15 protein-coding genes are annotated in these 18298 nt (G+C 59.4%); 8 read left to right on the top strand and 7 right to left on the bottom strand.

Going from position 1 to position 18298, the window contains the following annotated elements; all coding sequences use genetic code 11:
* Nucleotides 1-122: 122 nt before the first annotated feature.
* Nucleotides 123-623 carry a thiol peroxidase gene (gene tpx / locus AC07VR_RS16790; protein ID WP_495011888.1) on the bottom strand — a complete coding sequence of 167 codons (501 nt, stop codon included), beginning with the start codon at nt 621-623 and terminating at the stop codon, nt 123-125.
* Between the two features lie 792 nt (nt 624-1415).
* On the opposite strand from tpx, the gene AC07VR_RS16785 reads away from it, so the two are divergent.
* Together AC07VR_RS16785 and AC07VR_RS16780 are read left to right on the top strand one after the other, a co-directional pair.
* Entirely contained in the window at nt 1416-1616 is a 201-nt protein-coding gene (locus tag AC07VR_RS16785) for a hypothetical protein (RefSeq protein ID WP_495011887.1), read from the top strand.
* A 143-nt stretch (nt 1617-1759) separates the two neighbouring features.
* The gene (locus AC07VR_RS16780) at nt 1760-3160 is read left to right on the top strand and encodes a DUF1254 domain-containing protein (RefSeq protein ID WP_495011942.1); all 1401 of its coding nucleotides are present in this window, start codon (nt 1760-1762) and stop codon (nt 3158-3160) included.
* Nucleotides 3161-3358: 198 nt separating this feature from the next.
* Here AC07VR_RS16780 and AC07VR_RS16775 read toward each other — a convergent pair whose 3' ends face one another.
* Together AC07VR_RS16775 and AC07VR_RS16770 are read right to left on the bottom strand one after the other, a co-directional pair.
* A complete protein-coding gene (locus AC07VR_RS16775; RefSeq protein ID WP_495011886.1) occupies nt 3359-3853 on the bottom strand; it encodes a DUF934 domain-containing protein in 495 nt (164 codons plus the stop codon).
* On the bottom strand, nt 3850-5523 hold the full coding sequence (locus AC07VR_RS16770; RefSeq protein ID WP_495011885.1) for a nitrite/sulfite reductase: 1674 nt from the start codon (nt 5521-5523) through the stop codon (nt 3850-3852). The genes AC07VR_RS16775 and AC07VR_RS16770 overlap by 4 nt, the downstream gene beginning before the upstream one ends.
* Before the next feature lie 425 nt (nt 5524-5948).
* Between AC07VR_RS16770 and ccoN the strand changes: the two genes are divergently transcribed.
* Entirely contained in the window at nt 5949-7376 is a 1428-nt protein-coding gene (ccoN, locus tag AC07VR_RS16765; protein ID WP_495011884.1) for a cytochrome-c oxidase, cbb3-type subunit I, read from the top strand.
* A 15-nt stretch (nt 7377-7391) separates the two neighbouring features.
* Nucleotides 7392-7613 carry a cbb3-type cytochrome c oxidase subunit 3 gene (locus AC07VR_RS16760; RefSeq protein ID WP_495011883.1) on the top strand — a complete coding sequence of 74 codons (222 nt, stop codon included), beginning with the start codon at nt 7392-7394 and terminating at the stop codon, nt 7611-7613.
* 114 nt (nt 7614-7727) lie between these two features.
* On the opposite strand, the gene AC07VR_RS16755 is transcribed toward AC07VR_RS16760, so the two are convergent.
* Nucleotides 7728-8222, bottom strand: coding sequence for a hypothetical protein (locus AC07VR_RS16755; protein WP_494991492.1), 495 nt, complete (start codon nt 8220-8222; stop codon nt 7728-7730).
* 70 nt (nt 8223-8292) lie between these two features.
* On the bottom strand, nt 8293-9069 hold the full coding sequence (locus tag AC07VR_RS16750) for a helix-turn-helix domain-containing protein (RefSeq protein WP_495011882.1): 777 nt from the start codon (nt 9067-9069) through the stop codon (nt 8293-8295).
* An 80-nt stretch (nt 9070-9149) separates the two neighbouring features.
* On the opposite strand from AC07VR_RS16750, the gene AC07VR_RS16745 reads away from it, so the two are divergent.
* Nucleotides 9150-9842, top strand: a complete 693-nt coding sequence (locus tag AC07VR_RS16745; protein ID WP_495011881.1) for an aspartate/glutamate racemase family protein — start codon at nt 9150-9152, stop codon at nt 9840-9842.
* A 33-nt stretch (nt 9843-9875) separates the two neighbouring features.
* Here the strand turns inward: AC07VR_RS16745 and AC07VR_RS16740 are convergent, their stop codons facing one another.
* Complete coding sequence (locus AC07VR_RS16740) at nt 9876-10316, bottom strand: carboxymuconolactone decarboxylase family protein (RefSeq protein ID WP_494991489.1); 441 nt, start codon at nt 10314-10316, stop codon at nt 9876-9878.
* A gap of 191 nt (nt 10317-10507) precedes the next feature.
* Here AC07VR_RS16740 and pdxR point away from each other — a divergent pair, with 191 nt between their 5' ends.
* From pdxR to AC07VR_RS16725, 3 genes are all read left to right on the top strand, one after another.
* The gene (pdxR, locus tag AC07VR_RS16735) at nt 10508-11941 is read left to right on the top strand and encodes a MocR-like pyridoxine biosynthesis transcription factor PdxR (protein WP_495011880.1); all 1434 of its coding nucleotides are present in this window, start codon (nt 10508-10510) and stop codon (nt 11939-11941) included.
* A 101-nt stretch (nt 11942-12042) separates the two neighbouring features.
* Complete coding sequence (locus tag AC07VR_RS16730; protein ID WP_494991487.1) at nt 12043-12324, top strand: antibiotic biosynthesis monooxygenase family protein; 282 nt, start codon at nt 12043-12045, stop codon at nt 12322-12324.
* A 99-nt stretch (nt 12325-12423) separates the two neighbouring features.
* Complete coding sequence (locus AC07VR_RS16725; protein WP_494991486.1) at nt 12424-12843, top strand: cupin domain-containing protein; 420 nt, start codon at nt 12424-12426, stop codon at nt 12841-12843.
* Between the two features lie 180 nt (nt 12844-13023).
* Here the strand turns inward: AC07VR_RS16725 and AC07VR_RS16720 are convergent, their stop codons facing one another.
* Complete coding sequence (locus tag AC07VR_RS16720) at nt 13024-17946, bottom strand: NAD-glutamate dehydrogenase (RefSeq protein ID WP_495011879.1); 4923 nt, start codon at nt 17944-17946, stop codon at nt 13024-13026.
* Nucleotides 17947-18298: the final 352 nt, after the last annotated feature.

Raw genomic sequence — 18298 nt, 5'->3', positions numbered from 1 at the left:
TTAGCAAAGCGCCTTTACCGGCAATTTACGTTGGGCTTACGTTCGTCAGTGCTTGCTAAACCACTGACGCACAAATAAAAACGGCCTGGACAAGGCCAGGCCGTCAATAATCGTAAAACCTGTTACTTCAAAACGGCCAACGCCGCTTCGTAGTTGGGCTCTTCAGCGATTTCCTTGACCAGTTCGCTGTGCAGCACAGTGTCGTTTTCGTCAAGGACGACAACGGCACGAGCAGTCAGGCCTTTGAGTGGACCGTCAGCGATAGCCACGCCGTAGTTCTGGATGAACTCGACGCCACGCAGGGTGGACAGGTTCTGGACGTTTTCCAGACCTTCCGCGCCGCAGAAACGCGCCTGGGCGAACGGCAGGTCAGCCGAAATGCACAACACAACCGTGTTGGCCACGTCGTTGGCCTGGGCATTGAACTTGCGCACGGAAGTGGCGCAGGTCGGGGTGTCGATGCTTGGAAAAATGTTCAGCACTTTGCGCTTGCCGGCAAAGCTCGCCAGGGTAACGTCGGACAGATTGCCAGCAACCAGGGAGAACGCAGGCGCCTTGGAACCGGCTTGCGGCAGCTGGCCGTTGACTTGAACCGGGTTGCCTTTAAGAGTGACTTGAGCCATGAACGGAGTCCTTTTGAGAGGAGTTGTGGTGAGAAATCTTGAACATTTCGAGGAGCCAAAGTTAAACACGAAAGTGCTTTGCGGCCTATCCCGTATTGCTGACAAATAACTCCCGTTCCATTACCTGAAATGTCCTGCTCATGACTGTAATACACGCTCGTCAGCAGATGCAGGTTTCTACGTTGAATGACGGACCGTCTATCGCGGGCAAGCCTCGCTCCCACTAATGTGACGCGATCCTCTGTCGGAGAAGGCCGGGCAACACTTCTATGCCCAAGACACAAGCTGGCGAAGCCTGCGTTCGAGTGCGCAGCAGTCGCAATTGAGTGAACCGCCTGTTTTCAGGAAGGAAGCGCTCGCCGGTTTTACGACCGCTACGCGCTCGAACGCAGCCTTCGGCAGCTGCTACGAAGAACTTGCCCGTCCGCCCCCTCAACCCCGGCAAAGCCGTGCACAAAACCCAACGAATGAATGCCTTCCACTGGCTAAGTCGACTTTCCCTGCTAGTTTCATCAGAAGCGTCCTGCTGGAGTCCTAGAGCGAAAAGCTATATCAATCGGCCATGAAGTGCCGAGTCGTCCACTGAGCCACGAAGGAATCGGGGGAATGATGTCGAAAACTCTACATGCGCCCGCCATGTTATTGGCCGCAACGTTATCGCCTGCGTTTTGCGCAATAGGGGACAACCAACCCCCAAACGCTACAACACAGCTGAGCGCAAAGGTGACGGCGTACCGCAATTCACGCTGCTTGCCGGACTGAATGTCACCTTCGGAAAATAAGGAAGTTGCTATGAATGTTTTTCTTCGCGCAGCGGGTTTCAGCCTGATGGCGCTTTTCGCAAGTTGTGGCGTCGGTGCTCAGGCTCAAGCTCAGTCTCTGGACACTCGCCTCGGCCCAATCAACATGCAGGGCGAACTGCCGTCCCGCGACGCCATTGCCAAACGCTACGCCGAACTGGACTTTCAACTGGCTATTCAGGCTTATTTGTGAGCCTTGGCGCTTGTGTGTTCAGCTACTTGCCGCTGTATGCGCCAACCGGTGCCTATTTCGACAAAAGCTGGAAACCCAACGGCATCATGGCTGTGGAATAACGCCTGAAAACCGGATGAGTTCATGAGAAGGACGAAGCAATGATCATTGAAAGACCGACACGCCTGTTGCTCGCCAGCCTTTCGCTGCTGCTGAGCAGCACTGCCTGGGCCGACTTCAGCGCCACACCCGCCGAAGCCCGGGCAATTGCCAAAGAGGCGTACCACTATGGCTTCCCGGTGGTGGAGATGTACAAGACCCTGTACACCCAGGCCGTGGACAAAAAAGCTCCGAACTACAAGGCACCGTTCAATCAGATCAGCAATACCGCCATGCTCTTCACGCCCAAGGACACCGCCTTCCTCACCCCTGACTCCGACACGCCCTACTCGTTCGTCTGGATGGACCTGCGAACCGAACCTGTGGTCCTGACACTGCCGGCGATCGAGGAAAGTCGTTATTACTCGGTCCAGTTGATCGACCTTTACACGCAGAACTTCGCCTATCTCGGCACCCGTAGCACCGGCAACCAAGGTGGCCATTTCATGATCGCCGGCCCCGACTGGAATGGTCAGCAACCGGTCAACATCGACCGGATGATCCGCAGTGAAAGCAACATTGCCTATGCCATGTATCGCACGCAGTTGTTCGACGAAAAAGACCTGAACAAGGTCAGACAGATACAGAAGGGATACAAGGTTCAGCCCCTGAGCCGCTACCTGGGCGAACCTGCGCCCCAAGCAGCCTCCAGGGTAGATTGGCCAAAACCCGAGGCCAACATGAGCGACAGCCCGGAGCTGTTTCGCTACCTGAACTTCATGCTGGCCTTCGCTGCACCGCAAGCGGTTGAAGGAGACCTGCTGGCGCGCTTCGCCAAAATCGGCATCGTCGCCGGACAACCGTTCAAGGTCAGCGACCTGAGTGCCGAGCAGCGCAAAGCCCTGGAGGCCGGGATCGCCGACGGCAAGGCCGAGTTTGCCGCACTCAAGAAGGACAAGGTCGACACTCACCAGGTCAACAGCGGTAATCTATACGGCACCCGAGACCGCCTGAACAACAACTACCTGTACCGCTATGCCGGCGCCAGGATGGGGATCTTCGGCAATTCGGCCGAAGAGGCGAACGACATCGTTTATTTGGTCGACAACAAGGGCAAGCCGGCCAATGGCGCGAAACGCAGTTACACCCTGCACTTCGACAAAGATTCACTGCCGCCGGCCGACGCTTTCTGGTCACTGACCATGTACGACGGCAAGAGCCAGTTGCTGGTGGCCAACCATATGAAGCGCTACCTGATCAACTCGCACCTGTTGCCGAACCTGAAACTCGATGCCGACGGCGGCCTGACCCTTTACCTGCAGCACTCAGAACCGGTCAAGGACAAAAAGAGCAATTGGCTGCCGGCGCCGCACGGACCATTCTATGCCGTGTTGCGGATCTACTTGCCCAAACCGGAAGTGGTCAGCGGACAGTGGAAAATGCCGCTGCTGACACCCATTGAGTAACACGCCGTGAACATGCGCCTGATTGTTGGCTGGCTTCAACGGCATCACGTTCAAGAACCAGACCCGGGGATTCGGCGTTGAAGTAAAGAGTGCCGAATCAACGATGATGGTGTGATGGTCATTTGTGGCAAGGGAGCACGTTCCCTCGCCACAGGCCCTATGCCTGGCATTCCAGCGTGTCAGCTCAATAGCCCCCCTCTAACGCCTGCGAAACAACGGTCGTGGCTCGATCACCGAGCGGCCGTACAACACGCTCATCCCGGCCAGGCCCTTGAGGGCATCTTCGGCGGATTTGTCTTCACGCACCGCGAAGGCATCGAAGCCGCATTGGCGCATATGGCTGAGCTGATCGCGCAGCACATCGCCAATTGCGCGCAACTCGCCCTGCCAACCCAAACGAGTGCGCAGCAGATAAGCCTGGCTGTAGGCACGGCCGTCGCGAAAGCTCGGGAAGTCCAGGGCAATCAGCGGCAGGCTGGAAAACCAGGGCGTCAGGTTTTCCACTTCGTCGTCAGGGCCGAGCCAGACGCCCGAGAGCGCCGTCGTGGTTTGAGCACTGCGGGCAAGCCACTGGGGTAGCGGCAGGATCAGCGGTCCACTGGGCAACTCATCCGCCGCGTCACGAACCAACTGCCAGGGATCGTCGCGCACCCACTCGGCGACACCCTCTCGCAAACGCAACACATTGTTCATATCGAGACCTCCAGGACCTTCGGATAGACCCTTTCCTTGAATGGCTCCAGGCCAATGCGTTGCAAGGTATCGACGAACAGCTCTTCGCTTTCCCGGTAAAGGACAAAGGTCGCGATAATGCGCTCGATGACCTGCGGTACTTCGGTGGCGCTGAACGAGGGGCCGATCACCTTGCCCAATGCGCTGTTCTTGCCCTGGGAGCCACCAAGGGTGATCTGGTACCACTCACTGCCGTTTTTATCGACGCCAAGGATGCCGATATTGCCGATGTGGTGATGGCCGCAGGCGTTCATGCAGCCGGAGATATTGAGGCTGATATCCCCCAGATCGTGCAGGTAATCGAGGTCATCGAAACGCGCTTGAATGGCCTGCGCGATGGGGATCGACTTCGCGTTAGCCAAGGCACAGAAATCACCACCGGGGCAGGCGATGATGTCCGTCAGCAAGCCGATATTGGCGCAGCCCAGCCCCTGTTCATTGGCCAGACGCCAGAGCGCATAGAGATCGGCCTTGGGCACATCCGGCAGGACGATGTTCTGCTCATGGGCAATACGGATTTCGCCAAAGCCGAACTGCTCGGACCAATCGGCGACCGCTTCCATTTGCTCAGCGGTGACGTCGCCGGGCGGTGAGGCAATACCGGGTTTGGTCGACAGCACCACACTGGTGTAGCCCGGCACTTTATGCGGCTGCACGTTGCGCGAGACCCAACGGGCGAAAGCCGGGTTTTCACTCAGATGGGTGCCGAAGTCCAGATCGGTATCCACCAGTGGCTGGTAGTTCGGCGGTACAAAGGCGCTGGCGACGCGCTCGTACTCGACGTCAGTCAACTGCGCCGGGCCATCCTTGAGGTGCTGCCACTCCTCCTCCACTTCCCTGGCAAAGGCTTGAATGCCCAAGGCTTTGACCAGAATCTTGATCCGCGCCTTGTACTTGTTATCGCGTCGGCCATGGCGGTTATAGACCCGCAGCACCGCTTCGACATACGACAGCAAGTGCTGCCACGGCAAACCCTCACGAATCTGCAAACCAAGGATCGGCGTGCGTCCCAGACCACCACCGACAATCACCCGCAGCAGCATCTGGCCGCCGCCATCGCGGTAAAGATAAAGACCGATGTCATGCATCATGATCGCCGCCCGGTCTTGCCTGGCCGAGCAGATGGCGATCTTGAATTTGCGTGGCAGGAAGAGGAATTCCGGGTTGATGGTCGACCACTGCCGCAGGATCTCCGCCAGCGGCCGCGGATCGAGCAGCTCGTCGGCGGCGACCCCGGCAAAGGCTTCAGTGGTGATATTGCGTACGCAATTGCCCGAGGTCTGGATCGCGTGCATCTCGACCTGGGCCAGACGCTCGAGGATGTCTGGCACCTGAGCCAGTTCAATCCAGTTGAATTGCATGTTCTGCCGGGTAGTGAAGTGACCGTAGCCACGGTCGTAATCCCGGGCGATGCTCGCCAGGGTGCGCATCTGCTGCGCGCCGAGGGTGCCGTAGGGAATCGCGACCCGCAACATGTAAGCGTGCTTTTGCATGTACAGGCCGTTTTGCAGGCGCAGCGGCAGGAACTCTTCCTCGCTCAACTCACCCACCATGAAACGCTCGACCTGATCGCGAAACTGCGCGACCCGTTCAAAGACCAGGGCACGGTCATAGTCGTCATAGTGATACATGGTCCTACCTCATCAGTGCTGACCCCAAACTCTCACATCACGTAGCAGCTGCCGAGCCCGCGAGGCTGCGTTCGGCTCGGTCCGCGTTCGGGCGAAGCAGTCGTAGAGCCCGAGCATGCGGTGCGTCTGTCATACCGCGTCGTCTGGATTACGAGCGCTGCGCACTCGAACGCAGCCTCGCGGGCTCGGCAGCTGCTACAGGGTGGATATGGCGACTATGCACCTGCAGCTCAGCACGTTACAGATTCAGGTAAAGACTAAAAAACCATATCAGAGTGCGACGCATGGCCGTCGGCAGGCACTCCATCTGATCTGTATTAATGCAGTTTTTCTGAGTCTGTTTTGTTTCTCCCATGCTTTCTACAGTTCAGCGCATGCCAGACCGGGTGGCCTGGCAAGACTTTGCAACCGTGGAAGAATTGACCATGAGCACAGCAGCAAACGGACAGGCTTATAACTACAGGGTCGTCCGCCAATTTGTCGTGGCAACGGTGGTGTGGGGCGTGATCGGAATGGCAATGGGCGTGTGGATCGCCTCGCAACTGGTCTGGCCGCAAATGAATCTGGACCTGCCCTGGACCACTTTCGGTCGCTTGCGGCCGCTGCACACCAGCCTGGTGATTTTCGGCTTTGCCGGCAGCGCGCAGTTCGCCGCCAGTTATTACGCGGTACAGCGCACCTGCCAGGTGCGGCTGTACTCCGACAAGCTCGCCGCCTTCACCTTCTGGGGCTGGCAGTCGGTGGTCACGATCATGCTGATCACCTTGCCGCTGGGCTACACCACCACCAAGGAATACGCCGAGATCGAATTCTCGGGCGCGGTGTGGATGACAGTGGTCTGGGTCGCCTACGCCATTGTGTTCTTCACCACCGTGGTGCAACGCAAAACGAAGCACATCTACGTCGGCAACTGGTTCTTCGGTGCGTTCATTGTGGTAATCGCCATGCTGCACGTGGTCAATCACCTGTCGATCCCGGTGGGCTGGTTCAAGTCTTACCCGGTGTATTCCGGCGCCACCGACGCGATGGTCCAGTGGTGGTACGGGCATAACGCCGTGGGCTTCTTCCTGACCACCGGTTTTCTGGGGATGATGTATTACTTCGTGCCCAAACAGGTCGGTCGGCCGGTGTATTCGTACCGTTTGTCCATCGTGCACTTCTGGGCGCTGATCACCCTGTACATCTGGGCCGGCCCGCATCACTTGCACTACACCGCGCTGCCGGACTGGGCGCAGTCGCTGGGCATGGCCATGTCGCTGATCCTGCTGGCACCGAGCTGGGGCGGGATGATCAACGGCATGATGACCCTCTCCGGCGCCTGGCATAAATTGCGTACCGACCCGATCCTGCGCTTTTTGGTGCTGTCACTGGCGTTCTACGGCATGTCGACCTTCGAAGGACCGATGATGGCCATCAAGACGGTCAACGCCCTCTCCCACTACACCGACTGGACCATCGGCCACGTACACGCCGGCGCCCTGGGTTGGGTGGCGATGATCACCTTCGGCTCGATGTACCACATGATCCCGAAAGTCTTCGGACGTTTACAGATGCACAGCATCCCGTTGATTAACCTGCACTTCTGGCTGGCGACCATCGGTACCGTACTCTACATCGCCTCGATGTGGGTCAACGGCATCACCCAGGGCCTGATGTGGCGCGCGATCAACGACGACGGCACCCTCACCTACTCCTTCGTCGAGGCACTGCAAGCCAGCCATCCCGGGTTCGTTGTGCGCTTTGCCGGTGGCGTGTTCTTCCTCAGCGGCATGCTGCTGATGGCCTACAACACCTGGCGCACAGTGCGCGTCGAAGACCTGAAAATGGCCGTGAGTGAAGTGCAAATTGCCTGAGACCAGGAGGTTGAGATGATTGAAATCGCACTGAGTGTACTGGCCGTGGTGTGTCTGTACCTGTCGGTGGAGTATTGCTTGAGGAATCAGTCGGCCGAGAGCCTCGACGATGCGAGCTTGATCCCCTTTGCCGACGACCCGGAAGTGGCGCGAAGAGTGGAATTGGCGACGGGCAAGACCATCAAGGCCGTGGCGCCTGAAGTGGCGAAGGAAGGCTGGGGGAATGTAGACATGTGATTGATCGTTCCCACGCTCTGCGTGGGAATACATCCCGTGACGCTCTGCGTCACATCCAAAAGCAGACGCGGAGCGTCCGGGGCGGCATTCCCACGCAGAGCGTGGGAACGATCCTTACCCCCGTTCCCGGGGAATCAGGCTTTGCAACTGCTGCGCCAGGAAATTCGCATCAAAAGCAAAGATATCCGGGTCTTTCAAACCGTTGGCCTTGCGCCACTGCCAGTCGGTCGACGGCGGTTGGCACACCAGCGAGACACTGCCGTAACGTGCGGCCGTCAGGCCCATCACCGCCACAGAGATCAAGCCACCGACACCCATCGCTTCCGGTACGAATTCCACCGGTTTGCCGGTAATCTGCACCGTCAGCTTCCAGGTGTTGAAGGGAGAGGTTTCGACAGGAACGTTCGGACCTGAAGCGACATAGCCTTCGCGACTGACTTCAAGCAGGTTCGGACTCTCCACAGGCTCAAGCCACTGTTCGATATGGTCGAACAGCTCGCCGATGCGCACCGCCCATTCGGCCGATTGAGTCTCGAACACCTGCTTCTTGTGCGCTTCGCTTTCTGCATAGTGGCGAAGCATCTCGCCCAGCTGCGTTACGTCGTCCATTGCGTTGTTCCTCGGATCAAGCATGACTTCAAGGTTCTGATCATGGCAGATGCCAGCAAGCAGCGTATGACTAAAACCGCCGACGGTACTGAGCCGGCGTCATCCCCAACAGCGTGCGGAATGCGCTGCCCATGTGCGACTGATGGGCAAAGCCTGCATCCAGCGCGATAGCGGCCAGTGGTAGCGCTGTGTGCTCGATCATCCACCGTGCAGCCTGGACCCGGACTTCGACAATCCAGGCGTGGGGCGTCGTGCCGATCGCCCGGGTGAAATCGCGCAGCAAACGCAGCTCGGTATGCCCGTAGGTGGCAGCCAACTGCTCCAGCGTCAACGGTTGATGGTACTGCCCGGCAATCTGCTCCAGTACCCGAGCTAACGCTTTTGGCGTCACACGTTCCGGCTTTTGCGCCTGGACCAACGGCAAACCAACGAAACTCAGGGCGCAGGCCTCCAGCGCCAGCGGATCGGGTTGCGGATCGAGCAACAACCGTCGCAGCTCGCGGCCCAGCGCCAGAGCGTGGCGATGGCCAGGGACCTGCACACGGTGTCTGAGATTGAGCGGTTCGTCGCCAGCAAACGGCTCATCCCAGCGTGCCAACAGGTACTCACCGCCACTGGCCGACTCGGAAAACACTTCCACACCCACCGGTGTATAGGCCAGCACACCGGGCAAGGTGTCGAAATCCACCCGTCGGTCCGAATCGATCGCATGTACCCCTTGCTGACGCTCAAGGGTCACGCCCAGGGTTTGCCACTGTGCCGGATCACGGGCACTGTAAGCGACGCGCGGCAAGAGTTGCAGGCAGAGTTTGCCGCCCAGCAGGGTCTGGCTCAGCGGGCCTGGCATGTGAAATTTCTTGATAGATCGAACCGCTGCGTCACGGGAAACTCTCTCCGACAAAAATTTGCCATCAACAGGAGAACAGCATGCGCACCATTGGCCTGATCGGCGGCATGAGCTGGGAGTCCAGCGCCGAATATTACCGCATCATCAACCAGCAAGTACGCGACCAGCTGGGCCCGCTGCGTTCAGCGAAGTTGTTAATGTACAGCGTCGACTTCGGCCCTGTCGAACAGGCCCAACATGCCGGGCGCTGGGACGATGCGGCACTGATTCTGGTGGACGCGGCGCGCCGTCTGGAAGCCGGCGGCGCCGAGTGCGTCGTGCTCTGTACCAACACCATGCACCGGGTGGCCGAGCAGATTCAGGCGGCGATATCGGTGCCTTTCCTGCACATTGCCGACCCGGCCGGGCAGGCCGCGGTGGATGCCGGCGCGCTGACAGTCGGCCTGCTCGGGACCGCGTTCACCATGGAGCAGGACTTCCTCAAGGATCGTCTCGCGGCCCAAGGGCTGAGCGTTCTGGTGCCAGGAGCCGCCGAGCGCGACGCGGTCCACCGGATCATCTACGACGAGCTGTGTGTCGGCGTGGTCAGTGAGCGTTCACGGCAAACCTATCAACGGATCATCGAATCCCTGGCCGCACGCGGTGCCCAGGCAATCATCCTCGGCTGCACTGAAATCGGCCTGCTGATCAAACCCGAACACAGCTCGCTGGCGCTACTCGACACCACCGAATTACACGCCCGGGCAGCCGTGGCGTTTGCCTTGGGCGATTGACTCAGGAGGCGGTTCGCGTACGACGCAGGCGCCTTAATCACTGGGCTGCTGCCGAAACCCCACCGCCAACCGGTTCCAGCAATTGATGGTGGCAACCGCAACGGTCAAATCGACCATCTCCCGCTCGCTGAACTCGGCCCGCAGCGCTGTATACAGCTCGTCCGGCACATTGGAGGCAGGCAGCAACGTCACCGACTCGCTCCAGGCCAGTGCGGCCTTTTCCCGTGCATTGAAGAATGGTGAATCACGCCAGACGCTGATTGCGTACAACCTGCGTTCGGTCTCGCCCTGACGGCGGGCCTCGACGGCATGCATGTCGGTGCAGAACGAACACTGATTGAGCTGCGAGACGCGAATCCTGATCAGTTCCAGCAACGGTTTTTCAATCGACAGGCCAAAGGTCGCCGCCTCGAGCATGAGGATCCCCTTGAGGGCTTGCGGCGAGGCCGTGTAGTAATCCAGACGAGGTTCCATGGGCGTGACCTTAGGCTGACATGCGGTGAGTCAAAGCCTAAGACCCGAGGCGCCAAGGCCCTATATCCAATTGCCGATTTTTTCGAAAGACCACCCATGCACCAAAACCCGCAGCCGTAGCCTGTAGCCCGGCTACACGAAATGTATTGTTGCGCGTAACCTTGCACACGACCGCCTTCAGGACTTCACCCATGGAACTTCATGTTGTCATCAATGGCCGCAAGGACCTGGCCGAGCAGCTGTACCAGCAACTGCGCGGTGCCATCGAGTCCGGTCGGCTTGCCGCCGGCGCACAGCTGCCACCCAGTCGTTTACTGGCTGAGCAACTGGGCGTTTCGCGCAAGACGGTCTCCGACACCTACGCGCTGCTGACCTATGAAAACTTCCTGATCGGCAAGATCGGCCGTGGCACCTTCGTCAATGCCCGGGCGGCCAAGGCCGAGCGCAAGCAAAGCGCGGCGGACCTGGCCTGCGCACAAAGCCTGGCAAACTGGCAGAACCTGCCCGCGCCCTTGCGCCATCCAACCCTGGAAGGTACCTTGCGCTGCGAATTCATCGGCGGCGCGACTACGCGCAATCAATTCCCCCAGGAAGAATGGCGGCGCTGCACTCAGGACGCGCTACGCCGAATCGCCCTCAACGGCGGGTTCTACAGCCAACCGGAAGGCCTGCCAGCCTTGCGCAGTGCCATCGCCGGGCATGTCGCGTTCTCCCGTGGCGTGGCCTGTCATGACGACGACATTGTGGTCTGCAACGGCGCCCAACAGGCGCTGGACCTGATTGCCCGGGTGGTCATCGAACCGGGCAGCATCGTCGCCATGGAAGACCCCGGCTACACCCCGGCACGGTTGCTGTTCACCGCCCAGGGCGCGATGGTGGTCGGTGTCCCGGTGGACGCCGAAGGTATCCAGGTCGAGTTGATCCCCGACGGCGCGAGGCTGATTTACGTCACCCCGTCGCACCAGTTTCCCCTCGGCATGCCAATGAGTCCGACGCGGCGCGAAGCCTTGCTGGAACGCGCCCGAGTGCTGGGTGCGATCGTGATCGAGGACGACTACGACAGCGAATTCCGCTATGAGGGCCGGCCCACCGATTCCCTGCAAAGCATGGATAGCCGGGGCGTGGTCGCCTACGTCGGAACCTTCTCGAAAACCATGCTGCCCGAGTTGCGACTCGGTTATGCAGTACTGCCACCGGCGATCCACAGTGCGGTGGTCAAGGCCAAGCAACTGACCGACTGCCACACCTCGACCCTGCCGCAATGGGCGCTGGCCAAGTTCATTTCCGAGGGCTATCTGCTCAAGCACATCCGCCGCTGCCACGCGGTCTACGCCGGGCGCCGGGAACGAATACTGAACCGCCTGCAAGGTGATCTTTCGCCCTGGTTCGAGGTAGTGCCATCGATTGCCGGTTTCCACATGGCCGCGCTGTGCAAGGTGCCAGTGGAAGTTCCCTTGCTGATCGAGCTGGCGAAGAAAGTCGAGGTCGGGCTTTACCCCCTGGACAGTTTCTTCCACGACACACCGGTTAGAAGCGGACTGATCATCGGCTTCGGAGCGATAGAGACCCTGGACATCGACCCGGCGCTGGACAAGGTCAGGGATATTCTCAAACAGATTGCCTGATTGGCTCAGTGGTTTTCCTGCGGATTGGATATGGGTGTTGAACGAGTCCGGCCCTACTCTTCTCCTCACGAACTCCCCGCACGTCACTCGGAGAACCTGCCATGTCCAGCATCGCGATCAATACCGTCCAGATCCAGGCCGCTAAAGGTCGTTCGGATGAGCTTGGCCTACACCTGACGCGGATTGCCGACACCCTGCGTGAAGCGCGGGGCTGTCTCGATTATGCGGTGCAGGAGTGCCCGAGCACTCCTGGCCTGTGGACCGTCAACGGCCATTGGCAGACCCGCGAATGCATGGAGTCGCACTTCGCACTGCCGGCGTTGCAGGGTTTCATCGAGCTGATCGGCAATCGCCTGGCCTGCCGACTGGACTTCAATCACTGAGCCATTGGCCTCCTGTTCTTTCCCGGGATTGGCTATTGGTCGGTCCGGGATTGGGACTTAGGGTGAGTCACCTCCCCCGACGACATAAAAGGAACCGCCATGAAAGCCCTCTCGCTCGCGACCTCGATCTTCGCTGGTCTGGCCATGCTGGCCTCGCTCAGTGCCTTCGCCCACGACCCGGTCTATGGCAAGGAAAAACGCAACGTACTGCAAGAACATGAACTGACCAACGCACCGGGCAAGAAAGCCATGATGCTCACCGTCGACTACGCCCCGGGCCAGGCCACTGCGCCGCATATGCATGCGGGTTCAGCGATGGCTTATGTGCTGGAAGGTGAAATAACGTCCCAGGTCAACGACGAAAAAGCCATCACCTACAAGGCCGGCGAGTCGTGGTACGAAGCCGCAGGCTCCAGGCACCCGGTCTCGGCCAATGCCAGCCAGACCAAACCCGCCAAACTGCTGGTGTTCATGTTGCTGGGCGATAAGGATGAAGTGTTGACCCCGTTGAAAAAATAAGGACATCAATGTGTGGTGTCTGTCAGGGCCTCATCGCGAGCAAGCTCGCTCCTACAGAGTACACGTACCACCTGTAGGAGCGAGCTTGCTCGCGATGGCGTCAAATCAGACACCACATGATTTTCAGGCTGAAAAAAAACCCGCATCATTCGATGCGGGTTTTTTTCATGCAGCACTCAATCAGGCAGTGGCGGCAGCCACCGTTTGACTGTCCATCTCCAGGTCCGGCAGTTCGCGGTTGGCGACGGCATTTTGACCGCTCATCGCCAAATCCAGCAGTTCGCGGTTGGCCACTGCGTACATGGCGTAGTCAGTGCCGCTGGCGGCACGGATGTCCACCAGCATGGCGCGCCAGCGCTCGACCATGGTGCGGTTCTGTTCCAGCCACAACTGAAGACGTGCTTCCACCTCTTGCGGGGCATTGGCCATTTGCAGAACCGAGATGGTGATCGCCCGTTGCTGCCAGTCGACGTCATCACGGAAGGCTTCGCGCGCCAGCGCCTGCCAGTTGTTTTCCACCGGCAGAGCACTGATCTGTTGCAGGTACCAGGTGATGTCCAGCGCACTGCCCACGGCGAAGAACGCCTTGGCCACATCGGCAGGGTTCTGACCGGTCACATCAGAGGCTTCGATGACCGGCAGCAAGGAGTACAGGTGAGTTGTGCCTGCAACCATGCGCGCCAGCAACTCAGGCACGCCGGCTTCGACGTAGGCCTGGTAGCGGGTCTGCCAGCCATCGCGGGTCGGGCCTTCCAGCAGTTCGTCGAGCTTGAGACCCAACGCCGCCAGATGCGGACCGAAATGCGCCACATCACGGGCAGCATTCTGCTCGTTGCGACGGCTGCGCAGGAACCAGCGAGTAGCCCGACGGCCCAGACGCATCAGCTCATCCATCAGCTCCAGTTGTACGTCCGCCGAAACCTGGTAATCCAGGGCCTCTATCTGCCGGAACCAGTGCGGGAGATGGAAGATATCCCGAACGATTACATAGGCACCCGCAACATTCGCCGGGCTCATGCCGGTGGACTCTTTCAAGCGCTGAACGAAGGTGATGCCCATGTGGTTGACCAGATCGTTGGCGATCTGGGTGCTGACGATCTCGCGTTTCAGACGGTGACGGCGCATGGCTTCGGCGAACTTGCTGACCAGCGTCGGCGGGAATGCCGTTTCCATGTCGCGAGTCAGGTAGGCGTCATCCGGCACCAGAGAGTTGAGCAGCGCTTCCTTGAGGTCGATCTTGCTGTAGGAGATCAGCACCGACAGCTCGGCACGGGTCAGGCCATGGCCAGCCGCGACGCGCTCGTCGAGCTGCTCTTCCGACGGCAGGAACTCGATGGCGCGGTCCAGCTTGCCGCGGCCTTCAAGGTCGTTCATCAGGCGTTTGTACTCGGCGATCCGTACGTAGGCACGACGGGCCGCCAGGGACAGCGCCTGGGTCTGCTTGTAGTTGTTGCCCAGGACCAGGCCGCCGACTTCATCGGTCATGCTGCCAAGCAACTGGTTACGTTGCTTCTCGGTCATATCGCCAGCATGCACAACTTCGTTGAGCAGGATTTTGATGTTCACTTCGTGGTCGGAGCAGTCCACACCACCGGCGTTGTCGATGAAGTCGGTGTTGGAACCGCCACCATTGAGACCGAACTCCACACGACCCAGTTGGGTCATGCCGAGGTTACCGCCCTCGCCCACGACTTTGCAGCGCAGTTCGTTGCCGTTCACGCGCAGCGCGTCGTTGGCCTTGTCGCCGACATCGGCGTGGCTTTCGGTACTGGCCTTGACGTAAGTTCCGATACCGCCGTTCCACAGCAGATCCACCGGTGCCTTGAGCAAGGCGTTCAGCAGTTCGGTCGGAGTCAGTTTGTCGGCCGAGATGTCGAAGCGCTCTTTCATCTGCGGGGAAATCGCGATGCTTTTTGCACTACGAGAGAAGATCCCGCCGCCTTCGGACATGATGCTGGTGTCGTAGTCTGACCAGGCCGAACGCGGCAGATCGAACAGACGCTGACGCTCGGCGAAGCTGTTGGCTGGCGCAGGATTGGGGTCAATGAAGATGTGCAGGTGGTTGAAGGCTGCGACCAGTTGCAGCTTGTCGGACATCAGCAAGCCGTTACCGAACACGTCACCGGCCATGTCGCCGACGCCGACCACCGTGATGCTGTCTTCCTGAACGTTGATACCGCGCTCACGGAAGTGACGCTGTACGCCGACCCACGCACCCTTGGCGGTGATGCCCATTTTCTTGTGGTCATAACCGGCCGAGCCGCCGGAGGCGAACGCGTCACCGAGCCAGAAACCGTAGTCGATGGCAATACCGTTGGCGATGTCGGAGAAGGTCGCAGTGCCCTTGTCCGCTGCCACCACCAGATACGGGTCATCGTTATCGTGACGAACCACGTTAGCCGGAGGCACCAGAGCGCCGTCTTTCAGGTTGTCGGTGATGTCCAGCAGGCCGGAGATGAAGATCCGGTAGCAGGCAATGCCTTCTGCCGCGACTTCATCACGGCTGCCGCCCAATGGCAGGCGACGCGGCAGGAAGCCGCCCTTGGCGCCGACCGGTACGATCACCGAGTTTTTCACTTGTTGGGCTTTTACCAGACCCAGCACTTCAGTGCGGTAGTCTTCTTCACGATCGGACCAGCGCAGGCCGCCGCGCGCGACGTTGCCGAAGCGCAGGTGCACGCCTTCAACCCGTGGCGAGTAAACGAAGATTTCGAATTTCGGAACCGGTTTAGGCAGTTCCGGAATCAGGTGCGGGTTGAACTTGAAGCTGAAGTAGGACTTGTTCTGACCGTTGGCATCGGTCTGGTAGAAGTTGGTCCGCAGAGTTGCCTTGATCAGGTCCAGGTAGCGACGCAGGATACGGTCTTCGTTCAGTACTTGAACGTCGTCCAGCGCGCTCAGGATCGCGTGTTCCAGACGCAGCTGCTTGTCGTCGAGGTCTTCGCTGGTCAGCTTGCGGGCCAGGTAGAAACGGGTCTTGAACAACCGGGTCAACTCGCGAGCGATGTCGGTGTGGTTGTTCAGGGTGCTGGCGATGTAGCCGAGGTCGAAGCCCAGGCGAATCTGCTTCAGGTAACGGGCGTATGCACGCAGCAGCGCCACGTCGCGCCATGGCAGGCCGGCCGTCAGTACCAGACGGTTGAACCCGTCGTTCTCGGCTTCGCCACGAACGATGTGGACGAATGCGTCCTGCAGCGTGTCGTTGAGCTGCTGGATGTCGAGGTTCAGGCCTTCAGCGGCGGTGAATGCGAAGTCATGAATCCAGAACTCGCGCCCGGTGCTGTGGCGCAGGCGATACGGGAACTCGCCAAGGACGCGCAGACCGAGGTTTTCCAGGATCGGCAACACGTCGGAAAGTGCCAGCGGGGTATCGGCGTGATACAGCTTGCAATGCAACTGTTGCTGACCGGCGGTTTGACCCAGCAGCGGCTGGTAGAAGCTCATGACCAGCGGGTTGGCTTCGCTCAGGCTCAGCAAGTGTTGCATGTCGACCACAGCCGAGTGCGCAGCGAAGCGCTCGCGGTAGCCGGCCGGGAATCCTTTAGGGAAGTCGGACAGCACGTTGGTGCCGTGGGCTTCGCCGAAGCTTTCGATCACCAGGCTTGAGTAGTCGTCCTGCCAGCTGCGGCAGGCCTGCACCACTTCTTTTTCCAGCAACAGCGGATCGATGTCGAGACGGTTCTTCGGGTCGACCCGCAGAATCAGTTGCACACGGGCCAGCACGGACTCGGAGAAGAAGGTCCAGAACTCGCAATCGGAGGCTTTCAGGCGATCCATCAGCACTTGCTGGATCTTCTGACGCACTTCGGTGGAATAGATGTCGCGCGGCACATAAGCCAGGCAGTAGCAGAAGCGGCCGTACGGGTCTTTGCGCAGGAACACGCGGATCTTGTTGCGTTCCTGGATCTGCACGATCGACATCACGGTGCTGAACAGCTCGTCGACCGGAGTCTGGAACAGGTCGTCACGGGGCAGTACTTCGAGTACCTGAGCCAGTTCCTTGCCCAGGTGAGCCTTGGCCTGGAAACCGGAACGACGTTCGATTTCCCCGACCTTGCGGCGGATGTACGGAATGACCCGCACGCTCTCGCCATACACCGAGGAGGTGTACAGGCCCATGAAACGGCATTCCTTGATGACCTTGCCGTTGGCATCGATCTGGCGGATCGACACATAATCCGGGTAAGCCGGACGGTGCACACGGCTTGGGTGCGCAGCCTTGGCGAACGACAGCACGGTCGGTTCGCGCAGGTAATTCACGGCGTAGTCTTCGATGCGCAGGTCATCGGCGGTGAGGCCGGCGCGCAGCAGTTTGGTCAGACCGAGGAAGGAGTTCTGGTCATACTCGATATGACCGCCATTCTGGTCATCGCAAACCACGAACTCTTCGTAGCCGAGGAAGGTGAAGTGGTTGCCCACCAGCCATTCGAGGAAACCCTCGATCTCGTTCTTTTCGTCTGCATCAATAACAAACTTGCTTTTGTCGATGCCGTCGATCAGCTCCTGGACCTTGGCTTTCATCGGTTCGAAATCGGCGACCGCAACGCGGACTTCGCCGAGAACCTGCTCCAGCTCTTTGCTCAATACATTGAGCTCGGCGGTATGAGCGCAGCGATCGATCTCCAGGTACATCAGAGATTCTTGCTGGATGCCTTCGCCCTGGGTGCCTTTTGGCAGGATTTCCAGCAACTCGTTCTTGCTGCCGCGACGCACGCTCAGCACGGTGGTCTGCAGCGTGTGGATGCTGTAACCGCGACGGTTCAGCTCGGTGCGCACCGAGTCCACCAGAAACGGCAGATCGTGGTGCAGCACTTCGACTGCAGTGTGGGTCGACTGCCAGCCGTGACGTTCGTAATCGGGGTTGTACACACGCACCTGCGGTTGGGCGTGGTCAAAGCGCTCAAGCAGGCGCCAGGCAGAAAGGGTGCAGCCGGCGAGGTCAGACAACCGACGCTGGGTGAGTTCATCCAGGGAAATGATGCCAAAAAATTGTTCAGCGAACAGCGCCACTTGTGGCAGTGCCTGTTCACTGATGTGCTGCGCCAGTGCCGCTTGCAGTTGGTGCTGGAAGTCGGCTTTGCTGGCTGCGGTGAAGAACGCCATCTGTGGTACTCCGCTTGGGCTTGTTATTGATGGAAGCGTCGCGTGCAAAACCCCTTACGGGGCGGTCCGTCACCCGGTTCCTGATTCTCGGGCAGAGGAAACAGGGCGACAGGTGGGTGAAGCTGGACGAGACACTCAGGTCACATTCACCTTCCTTCGATGGGCATCTGCAAAAACGACTGCCGGGCAGACAAGCAATGTCTTTACAGGTGTCCATCAGTTGCGCAGCTTAACCAGTGCGGCAAGGCCACTGCTTGCGATGCTGCGACATATTCGGTCATCGGTAAGTAACTCGGGTGCTGCGCATCGAACAACACTAGCAGTTGCGCAGGAAAATCGCTGGTTCAAACCA

It is taken from the genome of Pseudomonas sp. GW821-FHT02H09 (assembly GCF_059421425.1).
Note: the sequence above shows the minus strand (reverse complement) of the source record. Positions and strands in the feature narration are given on the sequence as shown.

Bases quoted from the DNA above. Each gene is read 5' to 3' on its own strand.
- tpx (WP_495011888.1), bottom strand. From the start codon at position 623: ATGGCTCAAGTCACTCTTAAAGGCAACCCGGTTCAAGTCAACGGCCAG.
- AC07VR_RS16785 (WP_495011887.1), top strand. From the start codon at position 1,416: ATGAATGTTTTTCTTCGCGCAGCGGGTTTCAGCCTGATGGCGCTTTTC.
- AC07VR_RS16775 (WP_495011886.1), bottom strand. From the start codon at position 3,853: ATGAACAATGTGTTGCGTTTGCGAGAGGGTGTCGCCGAGTGGGTGCGC.
- AC07VR_RS16770 (WP_495011885.1), bottom strand. From the start codon at position 5,523: ATGTATCACTATGACGACTATGACCGTGCCCTGGTCTTTGAACGGGTC.
- ccoN (WP_495011884.1), top strand. From the start codon at position 5,949: ATGAGCACAGCAGCAAACGGACAGGCTTATAACTACAGGGTCGTCCGC.
- AC07VR_RS16760 (WP_495011883.1), top strand. From the start codon at position 7,392: ATGATTGAAATCGCACTGAGTGTACTGGCCGTGGTGTGTCTGTACCTG.
- AC07VR_RS16755 (WP_494991492.1), bottom strand. From the start codon at position 8,222: ATGGACGACGTAACGCAGCTGGGCGAGATGCTTCGCCACTATGCAGAA.
- AC07VR_RS16750 (WP_495011882.1), bottom strand. From the start codon at position 9,069: ATGCCAGGCCCGCTGAGCCAGACCCTGCTGGGCGGCAAACTCTGCCTG.
- AC07VR_RS16745 (WP_495011881.1), top strand. From the start codon at position 9,150: ATGCGCACCATTGGCCTGATCGGCGGCATGAGCTGGGAGTCCAGCGCC.
- AC07VR_RS16740 (WP_494991489.1), bottom strand. From the start codon at position 10,316: ATGGAACCTCGTCTGGATTACTACACGGCCTCGCCGCAAGCCCTCAAG.
- pdxR (WP_495011880.1), top strand. From the start codon at position 10,508: ATGGAACTTCATGTTGTCATCAATGGCCGCAAGGACCTGGCCGAGCAG.
- AC07VR_RS16730 (WP_494991487.1), top strand. From the start codon at position 12,043: ATGTCCAGCATCGCGATCAATACCGTCCAGATCCAGGCCGCTAAAGGT.
- AC07VR_RS16725 (WP_494991486.1), top strand. From the start codon at position 12,424: ATGAAAGCCCTCTCGCTCGCGACCTCGATCTTCGCTGGTCTGGCCATG.
- AC07VR_RS16720 (WP_495011879.1), bottom strand. From the start codon at position 17,946: ATGGCGTTCTTCACCGCAGCCAGCAAAGCCGACTTCCAGCACCAACTG.